General features: G+C 68.3%; 11 protein-coding genes. 9 read left to right on the forward strand and 2 right to left on the reverse strand.

All coding sequences use genetic code 11. The annotated features are described in order from the left end of the window. Positions 1-112: 112 nt before the first annotated feature. Entirely contained in the window at positions 113-1,549 is a 1,437-nt protein-coding gene (locus GPX89_RS16790; RefSeq protein ID WP_157389112.1) for a neutral zinc metallopeptidase, read from the forward strand. Between the two features lie 130 nt (positions 1,550-1,679). Here the strand turns inward: GPX89_RS16790 and GPX89_RS16795 are convergent, their stop codons facing one another. Next, positions 1,680-3,020 (reverse strand): FHA domain-containing protein, encoded by a 1,341-nt coding sequence (locus GPX89_RS16795; RefSeq protein ID WP_157388499.1) that lies wholly within the window; start codon positions 3,018-3,020, stop codon positions 1,680-1,682. A 272-nt stretch (positions 3,021-3,292) separates the two neighbouring features. Here GPX89_RS16795 and GPX89_RS16800 point away from each other — a divergent pair, with 272 nt between their 5' ends. The 7 genes from GPX89_RS16800 to GPX89_RS16830 all read left to right on the forward strand — a co-directional run bounded on the left by GPX89_RS16800 (position 3,293) and on the right by GPX89_RS16830 (position 10,756). After that, positions 3,293-4,870 (forward strand): serine/threonine-protein kinase, encoded by a 1,578-nt coding sequence (locus GPX89_RS16800; protein WP_328601923.1) that lies wholly within the window; start codon positions 3,293-3,295, stop codon positions 4,868-4,870. A 35-nt stretch (positions 4,871-4,905) separates the two neighbouring features. Beyond that, positions 4,906-6,141 carry a DUF7373 family lipoprotein gene (locus GPX89_RS16805; protein WP_157388501.1) on the forward strand — a complete coding sequence of 412 codons (1,236 nt, stop codon included), beginning with the start codon at positions 4,906-4,908 and terminating at the stop codon, positions 6,139-6,141. A gap of 17 nt (positions 6,142-6,158) precedes the next feature. Next, positions 6,159-7,376 carry a DUF7373 family lipoprotein gene (locus GPX89_RS16810; protein ID WP_157388502.1) on the forward strand — a complete coding sequence of 406 codons (1,218 nt, stop codon included), beginning with the start codon at positions 6,159-6,161 and terminating at the stop codon, positions 7,374-7,376. Between the two features lie 40 nt (positions 7,377-7,416). Then, positions 7,417-8,655, forward strand: a complete 1,239-nt coding sequence (locus GPX89_RS16815) for a DUF7373 family lipoprotein (RefSeq protein ID WP_157388503.1) — start codon at positions 7,417-7,419, stop codon at positions 8,653-8,655. Positions 8,656-8,692: 37 nt separating this feature from the next. After that, positions 8,693-9,895, forward strand: a complete 1,203-nt coding sequence (locus GPX89_RS16820) for a DUF7373 family lipoprotein (protein ID WP_157388504.1) — start codon at positions 8,693-8,695, stop codon at positions 9,893-9,895. Between the two features lie 182 nt (positions 9,896-10,077). After that, entirely contained in the window at positions 10,078-10,407 is a 330-nt protein-coding gene (locus GPX89_RS16825) for a WXG100 family type VII secretion target (RefSeq protein WP_157388505.1), read from the forward strand. Between the two features lie 46 nt (positions 10,408-10,453). Next, complete coding sequence (locus GPX89_RS16830) at positions 10,454-10,756, forward strand: WXG100 family type VII secretion target (RefSeq protein ID WP_157388506.1); 303 nt, start codon at positions 10,454-10,456, stop codon at positions 10,754-10,756. 95 nt (positions 10,757-10,851) lie between these two features. On the opposite strand, the gene eccCa is transcribed toward GPX89_RS16830, so the two are convergent. Next, a complete protein-coding gene (eccCa, locus tag GPX89_RS16835) occupies positions 10,852-14,883 on the reverse strand; it encodes a type VII secretion protein EccCa (protein WP_157388507.1) in 4,032 nt (1,343 codons plus the stop codon). Between the two features lie 80 nt (positions 14,884-14,963). Between eccCa and eccD the strand changes: the two genes are divergently transcribed. Next, positions 14,964-16,436 carry a type VII secretion integral membrane protein EccD gene (eccD, locus tag GPX89_RS16840; protein ID WP_328601924.1) on the forward strand — a complete coding sequence of 491 codons (1,473 nt, stop codon included), beginning with the start codon at positions 14,964-14,966 and terminating at the stop codon, positions 16,434-16,436. Positions 16,437-16,486: the final 50 nt, after the last annotated feature.

Genomic DNA, 16,486 nt, shown 5'->3' on the forward strand with positions numbered 1-16,486 from the left:
CGGCGTTGCGCTTCTCGGCCACCCGTCCGATACCGGGGTAGGGAATCGGTCTGCCTGCGAGGGAGTACATGTGGCGAGACGCCGGGGGGAGGCGGCGCATACGCGCCCGTCCATGGGGATTCGCCGCCTGGCCGTGGCGCTCGGTGTGTTCACCGTCGCGGTCGCGCTCTTGACCGGATGTACACGAATTGTTCACGGTCATGCCGTTTCCATCTACGACGACCCGTTCAAGGTGGCAGGGCTGCCCACCACCAGCGGACCCAACGGTCCCCGCGCGGGCGCGCCGGACGCGCCGCTGACCGCGCAGGATTCCGACGGCGGGCCGATCGATCACCTGGTGCTGAACGCGCTGGACGACATCCAGACCTATTGGCAGGGCGAGTTCCCGGCCGAGTTCGGCGGCACCTTCGCCCCGGTGAACAAGTTCATCTCCTGGAATGCCAAAACGCCGCGGTCGCAGTCCGGGCAGTTCTGCGGAGAGTCCAGCTACCGGCTCGTCAATGCCGCCTACTGCCGGCTCGACGGTTCGGTCGGCTGGGATCGGGGCGTGCTGTTGCCGGCGGTGGCCGACGAGTTCGGGAAGATGTCGGTGGTCATGGTGCTGGCCCACGAGTACGGGCACGCCATCCAGGAGATGGCCAAGATCGTGAGCCGCCGCACGCCGACCATCGTCAAGGAGCAGCAGGCCGACTGCTTCGCGGGCGCGTTCATCCGGAATGTGGCCGAGGGCAAGGCCGAACACTTCACCATCAATACCTCCGACGGCCTGAATCAGGTGCTGGCCGCGACGGTCGCCTTCCGCGACGCCGATCCCGACGATCCGCAGAGCGTGCACGGTTCGGCCTTCCAGCGGGTCACGGCGGTGCAGATCGGTTTCACCGACGGGCCCAAGGGCTGCAAGGGCATCGACCAGAACGAGATCGACCGGCGCAGCGTCAGTCTGCCGCAGGGCACCAGCGGTGATTCCGGCGACAGCAAGTCCGATGTGGACAAGTCCACGCTGCAGGCCCTGGCCAAGGCGATGGCGGTCATCCTGCCCATCCCGGACGAGCCCAAGTACAGCTATGACAGCGCGAAGCTGAACTGCCGCAACGGAGCCGACACCGTGCCGGTCACCTATTGTCCGGCGACCAATTCGATCGGCACCGATGTGCCCGCCCTGCACGATCGGGGCGTCTCGAACGCCGACGACCAGGATGCCCTGCCCGCCAACGTGACCGGCAGCTACACCGCGCTGATCGTCTTCATCTCCCGCTACGCGCTGGCGGTGCAGCATGCGGCCGGTCAGGCGCTCACGGGGGCCAAGACCGGTCTGCGCGCGGCCTGCCTGTCGGGCGTGATCACCGGAAAACTGGCCGATCCCGCCAAGTCCCAGGGCATCACCCTCACCTCGGGCGATATCGACGAAGCGGTCTCCGGCCTGCTCACCGACGGCCTGGCCGCCAGTGACACCGACGGCAAGACGGTCCCCAGCGGCTTCGCCCGCGTGGACGCCTTCCGCGCGGGCGTGCTGGGCGATCAGACCACCTGCGCGTCTCGCTATTCGTAACGCGCACAAACTCATCCCGGCGTGGCCTGCCTCGTCATCCCGGCGTGCTCTTGGCCGGGATCCACCCCTACCGCGGTGGATTCCGGCCAAAAACGTGCCGGAATGACGAGGTCTTCAGACCGAGGGATGCTTATCCGAAGGGTGGGGGCGCTACCGGTTCGAGGCGCAGGACCCGGTTGCCGAGCATGATCTCGGCCCCGGGCATCAAGGTGAACGGCTGATTCGGTTGCAGGCGAACCCAATCCCGGTAGCCCGGCGGGCGGACGCGGGTGCCGTTGGTAGAGCCGTGGTCGATGAGGGTGATATCCCAGTTCACCAAACGGATTTCGGCGTGCACGCGGGACATGCCGCCGGAGTTGTCGTCGATGCGCAGCGGAATCAGGCCCGCGTGCACGGCATCCGAATGCTCCGGGTCGCGGCCGACCACCGCGTCGGCGGCCACCATGTAGGTCATGCCGTCATCGAGCACCAGCATGCCGAGCGGCGGGCGGATCACCTCGGCGACCGGCTGGGTCTGATCCACCGGCATGCCGCACACGGTGCAGAAGGCCGCACGGGGATCGCTGGGATGCGCACGCGCGCACTTGAATCCGAGCACCTTCACGGTCAGGGCGTTGGCCTTGGCCGTCTGTTCCAGCCGTCGCTGCAGATCCGGGTCGGGCTTGGGCGCGGGGTTGGTCCCGCTGGTTTCGCCCTGGCCGCCGACCTCGGTGGGCGCGTGGTGCAGTTCGACGCTCTCGGGGTCCGCGGGGACGCCGAAGTCCGGGTCGAGTTCGGGCCCGGTGGGCAGCCGGTTGGAGGTGCGCGTGGGAATCAGGTTGGGGTCCACGGGGATCGGATCGGGCTCCCGATCCCGCTCGGCGTCGAAGGCGGCGGTCGGCGGCGGCGGTTCCACACTCCACTGCCGTGCGACGGGTGGCCGGGCAGGTCGCCGCGACACCGGCGGTTCGCCCTCGAACCACATCACCGCGCCCGCCGCGGGCGCGAGACCCTCGATGAGCGTGCCGATTCCGCGCTCGGGCAGCTCGGGCGCGCGCCCCTCGTCGATGAACAGGGCGGCGGCATGCGCGGGCGACTCGGCCACCCGGTCCACCGTGAAGGCCGCATCGCTGCCGCGGTAGTACTCGACCATCGAACCGGCCAGCACGGCCGTCACCGATCCGTGCAGGAAGACGGCGATGCCGCCGGTGGCCGCCGCGGACAGGATGCCGAATTCGATGGGCTCCCCGGGCGAGATCCGTTCGGCCTCCTTCATGAGCCACCGCGTCGCCTGCCGCGCGACCAGCCGCCCGGGCCCGTCCGGAGCCTGCTCGGTGACGTCGGCGACCAGGTCGCCCAGCGCCCGCGCCGCCACCACGGCCCGCGAATCCCGCGTCATCGGCCCGCGTTCCCGATGCGCGACCAGGATGACCGCACCGGCCACCCGGCTCACCACATGGTCACCCGCGACGACCTCGACCTGCCGATCCATCACAGCAACCGGCCCCCGGGGACTGGATTGCAGTGGTTGTTCAACACAGCCCCAGGTTACGTGCCCGCCTCGAACCACATGGCCACCCGTCCGTATGCGTTCGACTGACGCGTCTTCGTATGCCAAAGTGGCGACTGGTCCCGTTCCGGTGGGGGTAACTCACCGGGTGCGTCCACAATGGTTTCGGCACCCAGCCGCCGGCACGGGTGCAGTAGGTTCGACGGCTCTCAGCCGCCCGCTGAAGTCGCGGAGAGGCGGGGGTGCTCATGGCGATGAGTCCGGGAACGGTCGTCGGGGGGTACCGGATCGTGCGGGTGCTCGGCGCCGGGGGGATGGGCACCGTTTATCTGGCCAAGCATCCGCAACTGCCGCGCATGGACGCGCTGAAGGTGCTCTCCGTCGATCTGACCAGCAACGAGGAGTTCCGCGGCCGCTTCGAGCGCGAGGCGAATGTGGTTGCGGGCATGGACCACCCGAACATCGTCGCCGTCCACAATCGCGGCGAGGAGCACGGGCAGCTGTGGATCGCCATGCAGTACGTCGAGGGCACCGACGCCTCGGCCGAGCTCAAACGCGATCCCACCGCCATGACGCCGCTGCGGGCGCTGTCCATCGTCACCCAGATCGGCCGCGGCCTGGACTACGCGCACCGGCGCGGCCTGCTGCATCGGGACGTGAAGCCCGCCAACTTCCTGCTCTCCAGCGCCGACGGCGAGGAGGAGCGCGCCCTGCTCGCCGATTTCGGGGTCGCCAAGTCCACCGAGGACACCACCGAGCTCACCCAGACCGGCAGCTTCGTGGCCACCATCGCCTACGCGCCGCCGGAACAGCTGTCGGGCCAGCCGCTGGATCACCGGGCCGACATCTACAGCCTGGCCTGCGCCTTCTTCAAGCTGCTGACCGGCCGGAACCCTTATCCCGCAACGCAACCGGCGCTGGTCATGATGGGCCACCTGCACGAGCCACCGCCGCGGGCCACCGAGGTCGACCCGCATCTGCCGGCCGCGCTGGACCAGGTGTTCGCGCGGGCCATGGCGAAGAATCCGGCCGAGCGCTTCAACTCCTGCCGGGACTTCACCGAGGCGGCGGCGGGCGCGCTGGTCCCCGGCTACATGCCGGTGTCCACCACCACCTCCCCCACGTATCCGATCCAGGTGGCCCCGCCCAGCATGTTCACGGCGGGCGGTCGAACCCTGACCGGCATACCGGCTTCCGCGTCCGACCCCACCGGCACGGCCCCGCTGCCGGCCGGCCCGACCGGCAACCGCAACCGGCTCTATCTCGGCATCGGCGCGGCGGTGGTGGCGGTCGCGCTCGCCGTGGGCATCGGCATAGCGGCCACCGGCGGCGACGGAAACAACCACGCCGCAACGACATCCGCGGCCACCACCACCGCCGACCCCAATCTGAGCCCGCTGGACAAGGCGCGCAAGGACAATCCGGCCTTCCAGGGCAAGACCGTCACCGTGGTCGATGTCACCGGCGCGCAGTTCAACACCAAATACAGCATCTACCTGGCCGGGAGCGATCAGGCGAAGTTCCTGGAGAGCCTCGGCTTCGTCTACAACAGCCAGTACCAGCCCAGCGGCGACGAGCCTTCGCCGCGCCCCGCCGACGGCTGGGGTTCGCTGAAGGTGGCCGACGACTCCTACATCATCGCGGTGCGCAGTGACGAGAAGGCCGGCGGCGGCGGACTGCTCGGCCTGCCCAGTGAGATCACCAGCTCGCGCGCCGTGGTCATTCCGGTCGACGACGCGGCCGCCGTGGCGGCCATGCGCACCTGGACCGCCGACTCCAGCCAGACCTTGATCAGCAAAATGGTCCCGGTGCTCCACAATCGGATCAAGTAGGGTAGCCGCGATCGTTCGTCGGATCCGGGGGAATCATGCACAAACTCGCACGCGCGGCCTGGGCCATGGCCATCACGACCGTGGTGGCCTGCGCCGCGGCGTGCGGTTCCGATGCCGCGTCACCGCCCCAGCCGACCGAGCCGGCGATCGACCTGACCAAGCTGGACACCGGCAATCTGCCGACCGCGCCCAAGGTGTACGGCAATGCCGTCAACCTCGATCAGGGCAGGCTTCTGGAGGCCGAGCGGCTGGCCGACTACCTGCCGTGGCCCTCGGAGATCGAGCCCGAGGTGAAATATCCGGCCAATCCCTGGAGTTCGGCGGTGCGGCCCTTCATGGATTTCGGCTCGGCGGCCATGACGAAGCGGATGGACGCCGACCCGGGCGCGATGAACGCCGCCGCGAAGGGGTTCACCTCCGGCTATCTGATCGCCGGGAAGTCGGACAAGGACATCGAGCTGTCCTATGAGCTCGAGAATGTCGTGCTCCTGTTCAGTGACGAGAAATCGGCCGCCGACGCCGCACAGGCGCTGGGGCAGGTCGACCTGGACGCCTCCGCCGAACATCAGCGGGTGTCGATCGACAAGTACCCGAACGCCTTCGCGTACCTGACCGAGGATCCGGACCACTACGCGGCCGGACTGCTCCAATCCTGGTACGCCACGGGCAGATACGTCATCTACACCCACGTGAACGACAATGTGATGGATGCGATCAGGACCCGGGACCTGCCCAAACTGGTGTCGCACGTCCAGCACAGCATCGAGGCCATCTCCCCCGCCGTCGCCAAGTTCCCGGCCACCCCGCAGGACCGGTTGCAGAATCTGCCCATCGATCCCGATCACGTGATCGGGCGGGCGCTGCAGACGGTCGTCGACGACCCCGCGCAGGCGGGCATACCCGGGGTCTACGACCGCCACGGCGCGCTGCAGCTGCTCCAGGGCGAGGACGAGATCAAGCTGATGGACGAGGCCGGCGTGGATCGCGTCGCGTGGAAGGGCGAGTTCCTCTTCCGTGCCCGCGACGCGGCCGGTGCGGCGAAGATCGTGGCGAACCACAGCCAGCTGAGCCGGACCTACGTGCGCGTCGACTCGCCGCAGGGCCTGCCGAACGCGGTGTGCCGCAAGTACACCGGGCCCGAAGCGGGTGCCATCCCCTATTACTGCTTCGTCTGGCACGACCGCTATGCCGCCGAGTCCTCGGCGAGCCAGCTGCTCGACGCTCAGCAGCGCATCTCCGCGCAGTACGCCATGCTGGTCAACGCGAAGTGAAGGGCCGGGGGAATCGCATGCTGACACGGCGTATTCGATGGGCCGCGCTCGCGCTGGCCGCCACCGCGCTGACCGCATGCGGATCGCATGTCGACGGCAGCGCTCGGCCCGCCGAAATCGATGTCCGCACACTGGATGTCGGCAACTACGTGACCGATCCGCTGGAGACCCGGTACCACTACCACCCGAGCCTGTCCAACGGCACGATCCTCGCCGAGATGCGGCTCGAATCCCAGGTGGCGACCGGTCCCGAGATCGATCCGCGCCTGAAGTACGGCACCGGCTCGAAGGCCTTCGACGCGGCCGAGGACGCCGCGCAGATCCTGGCCAAGGTCTCCCAGCCGGTGCTGGAGGCCGACGGCATGATGTTCGGCTTCGCGGCCGGCAGCGTGGACCGGCCCAAGACCGAGGACGGGGACCTGCCGCCCGACAGCGTCCACACGCTCACCGTCGTCATGCAGTTCCCGGACGCGGCGGCGGCGACCAAGGCCGCCGCCGACCTCGAGAGCGTCGACTTCCAGGTCGCGGCCGATATCAATCAGCCGGTCCCGCTGGCGAAATATCCCGAGGCCCACGCCCATTGGCGGCCTGGCATCCCGACCCTGGGGTCATTCCTCGCCCACGGGTCCTATGTCGTCAACACCATGGTCGCGGTCAAGGACCCCGACCTCGCGCCGCTCACCGAACTCACCCAGAAGGTCTACGACGCGCAGCTGCCCTTGCTGGATGCGCTGAAACCCCTCGACCGCGAGGGCATTCTGCGCCTGCCGTGGGATCCGGACGGCATGCTGCGCCAGACCCTGAACGTCGACGGTTTCGGAATACCCGACAACGAAAGCCAATTCGCCTCCGGGGAACGCGGACTCCTGCACCAGGTGAGCGATCAGGACCACTGGCGGCGAGTGCTCTCCGACAACGGCGTGGACCGTTTCGCCCTGAGCGGCATGCCCTTCGAGGGCTCGACCATGCTGCTCCGCGCTCGCGATCCGGAGGCCGCGCGCAAGCTCTGGAGCACCATCCTGGAACCCCTGTACCCGGGCCAGGTCGACGCCCCGCCGAAGGTCCCCGACGCCCGATGCGGCGAGGGCAAACAGGACACCCTCAACGACAAGAAGCGCTTCCGGTGCGCGATCACCTACCGCCGCTACGTCGCGACGGTGGACTCCGACCAGCTCTCCGACGTCTACCAGCGGGCGGCCGCCCAGTACGCGCTCTTGGCGAACAGCACCTGGTAACCGTTAGGGTGGCCCGGTCGCAAGCCTTGGGAGGGGAACTATGCGCATAGTGAGGCGGACGGCGGCGGCAGCCGCCCTGGTGTTGTCGGCGGCGCTGGTCACCGCGTGCGGCTCGGACAGCGGTCCGGGTCCGGCGGCGGCACCGCCCGATCCGGTCGTCGACCTGACGAAACTCGATATCGGCAACCTGCCCACCCAGCCCAAGCACTACGGCAAGGCCGACAACCCGGATCTGGCCCGGGCCGTGCAGGCAGAACGGATGGCCAACTACATTCCGCTGCCGTCCGAAGTGAATCCCGAGGTCAAGTACCCGGCGGCGGCTATCAACGGCGCGATCCGCCCGTTCATCGATTTCGGTTCCGGCGCAATGAAACTGCGCGTCAACGCCAAACCGGACGTCCTCGCGGCCGCGGCCCCGGGATTCGTCTCGGGATTCGTCACGACCGGCAACTCGGAAAAGGCGCCCGGCCTGGGCTACGAGTACTCCAACGTCGTCCTGCAGTTCACCGACGACGCCGCGGCGACCACCGCCGCCCAGGCGCTCGGCCAGGCCGACTTCGACGCCGTCCCGGGCAGTCAGCGCCTGCGGATCGACAAATATCCGGACGCGTTCGTCTACCTCGACACCCAGTACGACTTCAACGCCCTGGTCCGATCCTGGTACGCCACAGGCAGATTCGTGCTGTTCACCTACATCTGGGACGACATGATGGCCCAATCCGGGATGAGCGACCCGGCCAAGCTGCTGGCCCGGGCACAACTCGGCCTCGACGCCATCCCGCCCGCCCTCGCGAAGATTCCGGTCTTCCCGCAGGATCAGCTGACCGAACAACCCGTCGATCTGGACGGTGTTCTCGGGCGCACGCTGCCGACGGTGAACGACGATCGAAACGAGCGCGGCATCCCCGGCGTCTACGACCGGCACGGCGGCCTGCAACTCTTCCCCGAGGACGACGCCGCGGCCCTGTTCGACAAGGCGGGCGTCGACCGGGTGGCGTTCAACGGCGCCACCGTCTACCGGGCTCGCGACGCCGCCGGAGCCGATGCGATCGTGGCCGCGCGCAGCGAGACCTCCCGCGTCTTCCGCCCCGCCGACTCACCGGCGAACCTGCCGAACGCGCAGTGCCGCAAGTACATCGGACCGGTGCCGAACTCGATGACCTATTACTGCTATGTCAGGCGCGGGCGCTTCGCCGCCGAGGTGGCGACGGGCCAGCTCCTCGATGCCCAGCAGCGCATCTCCGCGCAGTACGCCATGCTCGTCAACGCGGAACACTGAGGCGGGAAGGGAAATCATGCTCTCGCAACGACTTCGAGTGACCGCCGTGCTCGCGCTCACCGCCGCCGCGGTCGCCGGATGCGGCAGCACCGTCTCCGGCAGCGCCCGCCCCGGCGAAATCGATGTCCGCACACTGGATGTCGGCAAGTACTCCACCGACCCGCTGGACATGCGCTACGAGTACTACCCCAGCAAGATGAAGAGCACGAGCCTGGCGGAGCAGCGGCTCGCCGATCACCTGGTCAACGGCGCGGACATCGACCCCCAGTTCAAGTACGGCACCGGCTCCCATGGCTTCAGCAGCTCGGACGGGGCCACCCAGACCCTGGCCAAGGTCACCGCGCCGATCCTCGACGCCGACAAGATGATGTTCGGCGTCGCCGTGGGACACAGCGCGAAACAGGCGGACAAGAACGGCGACACGCCCGATGGCAGCGCCTTCACCACCGTCACGGTGATGCAATTCCCCGATGCCGCAATGGCGTCGAAGGCCGCCACGGAACTGGAGGCCGCCGACTTCGATGTGGCGGCCGATGTGAACCAGCGCGTCCCGATGACGAAATACCCGGACGCCCACACTCATTGGCGCCCCGGTGTGGCGAGTATCGGCTCGACTATCGCGCACGGCAGTTATGTCGTGGACGTCTATCTCGGGGCGAGCGATCCCGACCTGTCGACATTGACGGCCCTGACCGAGAAACTCTACGACGCCCAACTCCCACTGCTGGATTCCTTGCCGCCATTGGACATGATGGGTGTGCTGCGACTGCCCTTCGACGCGGACGGAATGCTGCGACGGACCCTCGAGACCCAGGTCTATTTCGGACCCGATTTCTCCGATCAGGCGGTCGCGGAGCCGCGTGGATTCTTGAATCGTGTTGGCGATCAGGATTTCTGGCGTGGCGTGATCACCGATACCGGAATGGATCGATTCACCACGACCGGCGCGTCCTACGACGGCATCAGCATGCTCTTCCGTACGCGAGATGCGCAGGCCGCCGAGCGTTTGTCGGCCGCCGCGCTCGAACGCGGCTATTCGGGCGTCGCGGACGCGCCCGCCGGAGTCCCGAATACGAAATGCGGCGAGACCACCGACCAGAATCGGAGCAGCACCGTCAAGCGGTTCAAGTGCATGGTCAGCTACCGCCAGTACGCCGCCTCGGTCGAATCCGACCAACTCTCCGACGCCCATCAGCGAGCGGCCGCCCAGTACGCATTGTTGGCGAATAGCACCTGGTGAGCGGTTTGTGACCTTCCTCTCGCGTGGAGGTTGTCACCCATTCGCGGTTACCACTGGTCAGCGGTACCGATCCTTGGATAGTGTGCTGACGAATAGCTGTAACAGGGGTGGAACCGCGGGTGCGTGACCTGCGTCCAATCACTGCGAACGGGTCGTCCGCCCGCGAATCGAAAGGAGGCACCGTGGCCGGTGCATTCGAAGCCAGTAATGATCTGATCCAGGCCAAGGCCCAGGAGTTCCAGAAGACGCACGACATGCTGATGCACGCCATCGCCGATCTCAAGCGCGATGAGGACAGCATGGTCGCCGGATCGAATTGGCGTGGCGGCGCCGCCGACGCGTTCAACGCGTTCATGCAGCGCTACTACTTCCAGGCCGACAAGCTCAACGACAAGTTGATGCAGACCGCCGAGAATCTGATCAAGGTCGGCTCCAACTACGAGGACCACGACAAGGACTACCAGTCCAAGGTCAACGCGCAGATCTCGAGCCTCGACCTCCCGGCCGTCTAACCGACCCCGGCTTCCCTCTTTTCGGACTTTGGCAAAGGAATTCACCATGGCAGCAGCAGACGGCCAGATCATCTCCGCCCATTTCGAAGGCGTCGCCGACGGCGCGAATTCGATCCTCCGCCGCGCGGAGACCATTCGCGACCAGCTCGAGGCGTTCCACCGCAGCGTCGAGGAGTTCGTCCAGAACAACTGGAAGGGTGACGCGAATGACGCGTTCGCCGACCTCCAGCGCATGTGGAACCAGCATGTGCTGCAGCTCAACACCACGTTGAACGGCGCGGCCACCCTGGTCCGCACGGGCAACGCGGAGCTGCAGGCCAAGGACACCGCTCTGGCGGGGCTGTTCTAGGTAGCAGAATTTCACAGCGAGTGGCCCCGGCAACCATTGCCGGGGCCACTCGCGTTCACAAGACAAACGCCTCGAGGATGTCCCACTCAACGGGGTTACGCGTCGGCTGGGGGGAGCCAGCCGGTTTGGATGAGGTCCTCGCCGGCGCGGGTGGCGTAGGTGCCGCGGCCGGGGGGCATCAGGGAGGGGCGCGTGTTGCCGAAGAGGGTGCCCTCGTCCCGGCTGCAGCTCATGATCAGGGAGGCTGAGTTGAGTTCCTTGAGGCGGTTGAGGGTGGCCTCGTACATGGCTCGGCCCGCGCCGCCGGAGCGGCGGGCGAGGATGACGTGGAAGCCGAGGTCTCGGGCGTGGGCCAGGTGGTCGACGAGGGCGTGCAGGGGGTTGCCGCTGGCGTTGGCCACCAGGTCGTAGTCGTCGACGATCACGTAGAGCTCGGGGCCGCGCCACCAGGAGCGGTCCTTGAGTTGTTGGGGGGTGACGTCGGGGCCGGGCATGCGCTGGGTGACATAGGCGGCCAGGTCGGCCATGTTCTGGGTGAACTGGGGGGCGGTGGTGCCGTAGCCGGCGAGGTAGCCCTGCGGGACGGTGCCGAGCATGGTGCGGCGGTAGTCGCCCATGATGATGCGGGCCTGGTCGGGGGTGTTGGACGCGCAGATGGACTGGACCAGGGCGCGCAGCACCGTGGTCTTGCCGGATTCGGAGTCGCCGATGATGACGAAGTGCTGGCTGGCGGCCAGATCCAGATAGACGGGGGCCAGGGCGGATTCGTTGATGCCGAGCGGGAAGCGCAGGCACGCCTGGGAGCGGTCCAGCTGGGACGGCCAGTCACCGGCCATGCGCAGCAGCTCTTCCCGCGGCAGCCGCTCGGGCAGCATGCGCACCGCGGGGGCGGGGCGGCCGGGGGTGAACTGGGCGATGGTCGAGACCGCTTGTGCCACACCGGTTCCCAGGCTCGCCGGATCGGAGTTGCCGTCCACCCGGGGCAGCGCGGTCAGCATGTGCAGACCGTCGGCGGTCATGCCGCGGCCGGGACGGCCCATCGGGACCAGCGCCGCGAACTTGCGGCCCAGGTCGGAGTCCATGGGATCACCGAGCCGCAGCTCGATGCGGGTGCCGATCTGATCCTTGAGCGCGGGGCGCGCCTCGGCCCAGCGGTTGAGCGACAGCACCACGTGCACGCCGTAGGAAAGGCCCTGCACCGTGAGGTTCATGACGGTCTGCTCGAGCTGTTCGAACTCCTGGCGGAACGCGCCGTACCCGTCGATCACCAGGAAGGCGTCGCCGAACGGATCCTCGCGCACCCCGGCGGCGGTGTGGTCGGCTCCGGGATCGGTGGCGCGCAGCCGCCGGAACTCGGCCATGGATTCCACGCCCAGCCGCCGGAACTCGGCCTCGCGCCGGCGCACGATGCCGACCATCTCGGCCACGGTGCGCCGCACCTTGTCCTCTTCCATCCGGCTGGCGACCGCGCCCACGTGCGGCAGCCCTTCCAGGCCGACCATGGTGCCGCCGCCGAAGTCCAGCAGATAGAACTGCGCCTGTTCGGCGGTGTGCGTCAACGACATCGCCATGACCAGCGAGCGCAGCGCGGTCGACTTGCCGGACTGCGGACCGCCGACCACGGCCGCGTTGCCGCGCGAGCCGGACAGGTCCACGACCATGGGATCGCGGCGCTGATCGTAGGGCCGGTCGACGATGCCGATCGGGGCCCGCAGCGCCGCAATGGGATTCCAGTCACCGGTCAGAATCGAGCGCGGCAGCAGTTCGTCCAGGGTCGGGGCCTCACCGAGCGGCGGCAGCCAGATCTCGTGGGCGGGGCGGCCGTGGCCACGCACCCGCGACACCAGCATCTGCAGGTTGGAGATCTGATCGGTGTCGACGGGCTCCTCGATCAGCTCCGGCAGTTCGGGCGGCGGAATCCGGTCGGAGGCCCGGAAATCCACGTGCGCGGCGGTGAACGGCCGTGCGACGGTATCGGTCTCGGCGGACTGTGAGGTGACCGTGACCTCCCGATACGAGCCGCCGCCGAGGTAGGGCCCGGAGACGTAGGCGGACTGGAACCGCTGGATCTCGCCGGAATCCGATTTCAGGTAGCCGCCACCGGGATTGTTGGGCAGGTTGTAGGCATCGGGCACGCCGAGCACCTGCCGGGATTCATTGGCGGAGAACGTCTTCAGGCCGATCCGGTAGGACAGGTGGCTCTCCAGCCCCTTGAGCCGCCCCTCCTCCAGCCGCTGCGAGGCCAGCAGCAGATGCACGTGCAGCGACCGGCCCAGGCGGCCGATCATGGTGAACAACTCCGCGAAATCCGGGTGCTGCGAGAGCAATTCGGAGAATTCGTCGAGCACCACGAACAGCGCGGGCATCGGATCCAGGTCCGCGCCCGCCGCGCGGGCCTTCTCGTATTCGGAGACATTGGCGAAGTTGCCCGCCGCGCGCAGCAGCTCCTGGCGGCGGTTCATCTCACCGGCCAGGGCGTCGCGCATGCGGTCGACCAGATCGGCCTCTTCCTCCAGGTTGGTGATGATGGCCGCGACGTGCGCGACGCCTTCCAGCCCGAGGAAGGTGGCGCCGCCCTTGAAGTCCACGAGCACGAAGTTGAGCTGATCCGGCGAGTGCGTCGCGATGAGCGAGAGCACCAGCGTCCGAAGGAATTCCGACTTGCCCGAGCCGGTCGCGCCGATGCACAGCCCGTGCGGGCCCATGCCGCCCTCGGCCGCCTCCTTGATGTCCAGGACGACCGGCAGCCCGTCGGCCCCGACGCCGAACGGCACCCGCAGCCGCTCGCGCCCGTAGCGCGGCTTCCAGGCCGCCTCGGGAGCGAAGGCCCCGACATCGCCCAGGCTCAACAGCTGCGACCAACTCGAAATGACCTCGCCCTCGTCGCCGGTCGCCTCGGCGGCGCGCTGGGCGGCGGCCCGGTAGGGCGCGAGCCGCCGGGCCGCCTGCTCGGCCTCCTTGGCGGTGATGCGGTCGATGACGGCGAAGCGCTCCATCACCCCGGAGGCTCCGCGCCCGGCGCACTCGCCGTTCTCCACCACCATCTGGATGCCCCGGGAGGCGGCCAGCCGCGGCGCGTACCCGCACAGGTCGACGACGGTGACGCCCTCGAACCCGGTCTCGCGCAGCGGATCCTCCTCGGCCTCGAGCAGCCCGCCGTCCACCACCAGCACGATCTGGGTCAGGTTCGGGTTGGGCGGCTGATTGCGCGAGTATCGAACCCGGTTGTACAGCAAGGGGTTCAGGTCCGCGTGCGCCTCCCGGATGGATCCGTACACCATGCGCCCGCTGCCCACTCCGTCCTGGGAGTCCGGGTGCTGGGTGTGCGGCAGCCACTTGACCCATTCCCATTCGCGGGCGGTGTCGGGTCCGCAGACCACCGCGATCAGCACCTGGTCCGGGCCCTGGAACATGGCCAGCTGCAGCAGCATGGCCCGGGTCATCTCGCGGGCCTGCGCGCGGTCGCCGGTGAGCTGGACGCTGGCGAAGCCCTTCACCGCGATGGCGGTGGGCAGATCCGGGACGGTGGAGTGGGTGCGCACGAAGCGCCGCAGCGAGACCGCGGCGATGGGTTCAAGTTCCTCGACGGGCCCAGTTTCCGGGGCGACCAGTCTCGTAGCAAGTCTCTGGCTACCGAGCCCGATGCGGGCGTGGCAGAAGTCCTTGTCCCCCGGCCGGCGCTCCCACATCCGGGTGGTCCCCGCCAGCATCCAGATCAGCCCGGGCTCGGGATGGCTCCACTCGACCGCGGCCCGCTGCTGCCCGGCCGTCTCCTCTACGTCCTTGCGAACCTGATCGAGATAGCGCAGATAGTCCTTGCGGTCCTCGTTCGCCTCGGCCGCCTTCTGCCCCTTGCCGCCCTGCCCCGCATACATCCCGACCATGGAAAACACCATCATCATCGGGAACATGAGGCTCATCGGATTGGTGGCTATGCCGCTGCCGGAGGTGATCATGAGCGCGACCATGCCGAGCATGCCGACACCCATCACCACGGGCATGAGCTTCGAGAAGAGATTGGCCGGAACCGCCCGCGGGATCTCCGGCGGCGGCTGCAGGGTCACCTCGCCGCCGGGCGAGCGGGGCATCTCCCGGCGGGGACGGCGTTGGAACCGAACGGTGCTCATCGCTGAAAATCACCCATCGAATCCGGCTGACATACGGCCTGAGTGTACGGACGGCAACCATCATGCCGTACATTACGGGCGTGACGCAGTCGCGTACGGACCATCTCGATGAACTCCGCGCCAATCAATCGGGCACCGTCCGCGCGCCCGACCTGGCGCGAGTCACCATTCTGGCCAAGCACACGCAGGTCGACATGGCCATTCCCGTCGATGTGCCGGTGGCGCTGGTCATCCCGAGCGTGGTCGACATGGTCGATCAGCACAATCGCGTCAACGACTTCGACACCGACGGCGAGCAGTTCGAGCCGCACGAGTGGGTGCTCGCCCGCATCGGCCAGCCGCCGTTCTCCAATTCTCTGAGCCTGTCCGAGCAGGGCGTGCGCGACGGCGAACTGCTCATGCTCGAGAGCGCCGAGCACATCGCGCCCACGCCGCTGTTCGACGACATCATGTACAACGTCGCCATCGCCGACGCCGACCACTTCAAGGGCTGGACCCCGCGCACGGCCCGCCTCACCGGTTCCGTGCTGGCCGTGGCCATCATGCTGGTCGGCTGCTTCGGCCTGCTGGCCGCGCCCACCGCCATCCCCGGCTGGGTCAGCGGCATCGTGGCCACCTTCGTCACCCTGCTGCTGGTCACCGCGAGCATGGTCCTCAGCCGCATGTACCGCGATCACGCGAGCGCCCTGCTCCTCGGCGGCTGCGCACTGCCCACCGCCTTCAGCGCCGGAATGCTGTTCGTCCCGGACCACTACGGCTGGCCCAACGCACTGCTCGGCGCGGTATTGGCCGGAGCCACCGCGATTCTGGCGTGGCGGGTGAGCGGGGTCGGACCGGGCCTGTTCATCGGCGCGACCACACTGGCCGTCTACGCGATCCCGGCCGCCCTGGTGGGCATGCTGACGGGAGTGTCCGCCCATGCCATCGGCGGTGGCGCGGCGGCCCTGGGCCTTGCCGGATTATCGCTGGCCCCAAGGCTTTCCATGCTGCTGGCCAAGCTGCCGCTGCCGCCGGTCCCCGCCCCCGGAACGCCCATCGACCCCACCGAGGACGATCCCGACGACCACCGGGCCCTGCCCTCGATGGAGGTCCTGCGCGCGAAATCCGAACGGGCGCGGGAATATCTGGCCGGACTGGTCGCCGCCACCACCGTCGTGGTCGTGGCCGGATCGGTCGCTGCCGTGGATCCCACCGCCGACAGCCCGTACTGGGCCGGCCTGGCGCTGGCCCTGGTGTGCGCCGTGGTCCTCCTGTTCCGCAGCCGCACCTACGCGGGCGCCGAACAAGCCGTGGTCCTGATCGCGGGCGGCACCGCCATCGTGCTGCTGGTCCTCATCGGCGCGGCACTCACCCAACGCCAGCCGCTCACCATCTTCGGTGTGGCGCTGGCACTTTTCGCGGCGGCGCTGGTGCTGGGCATCATCGTGCCCCGCCAACAGGCCACCCCGCCCATGCGCCGAGCGGTCGAGCTGCTCGAATACGCCTTCGTCGCCGCGGTCGTACCGCTGACGTTCTGGGTGACCGACCTCTACACACTCGTGCGTGGGCTGTGACCGAGTGGGCACCAGGGGCTTTCATGCGGCATCTGCCGCATTCGTACTGG

Source organism: Nocardia terrae (assembly GCF_009760405.1).
Lineage (GTDB): Bacteria > Actinomycetota > Actinomycetes > Mycobacteriales > Mycobacteriaceae > Nocardia > Nocardia terrae.

Excerpts from the sequence above, each read along its gene's own strand:
- GPX89_RS16790 (WP_157389112.1), top strand. The coding sequence starts at position 113 with ATGGGGATTCGCCGCCTGGCCGTGGCGCTCGGTGTGTTCACCGTCGCG.
- GPX89_RS16795 (WP_157388499.1), bottom strand. The coding sequence starts at position 3,020 with ATGGATCGGCAGGTCGAGGTCGTCGCGGGTGACCATGTGGTGAGCCGG.
- GPX89_RS16800 (WP_328601923.1), top strand. The coding sequence starts at position 3,293 with ATGAGTCCGGGAACGGTCGTCGGGGGGTACCGGATCGTGCGGGTGCTC.
- GPX89_RS16805 (WP_157388501.1), top strand. The coding sequence starts at position 4,906 with ATGCACAAACTCGCACGCGCGGCCTGGGCCATGGCCATCACGACCGTG.
- GPX89_RS16810 (WP_157388502.1), top strand. The coding sequence starts at position 6,159 with ATGCTGACACGGCGTATTCGATGGGCCGCGCTCGCGCTGGCCGCCACC.
- GPX89_RS16815 (WP_157388503.1), top strand. The coding sequence starts at position 7,417 with ATGCGCATAGTGAGGCGGACGGCGGCGGCAGCCGCCCTGGTGTTGTCG.
- GPX89_RS16830 (WP_157388506.1), top strand. The coding sequence starts at position 10,454 with ATGGCAGCAGCAGACGGCCAGATCATCTCCGCCCATTTCGAAGGCGTC.
- eccCa (WP_157388507.1), bottom strand. The coding sequence starts at position 14,883 with ATGAGCACCGTTCGGTTCCAACGCCGTCCCCGCCGGGAGATGCCCCGC.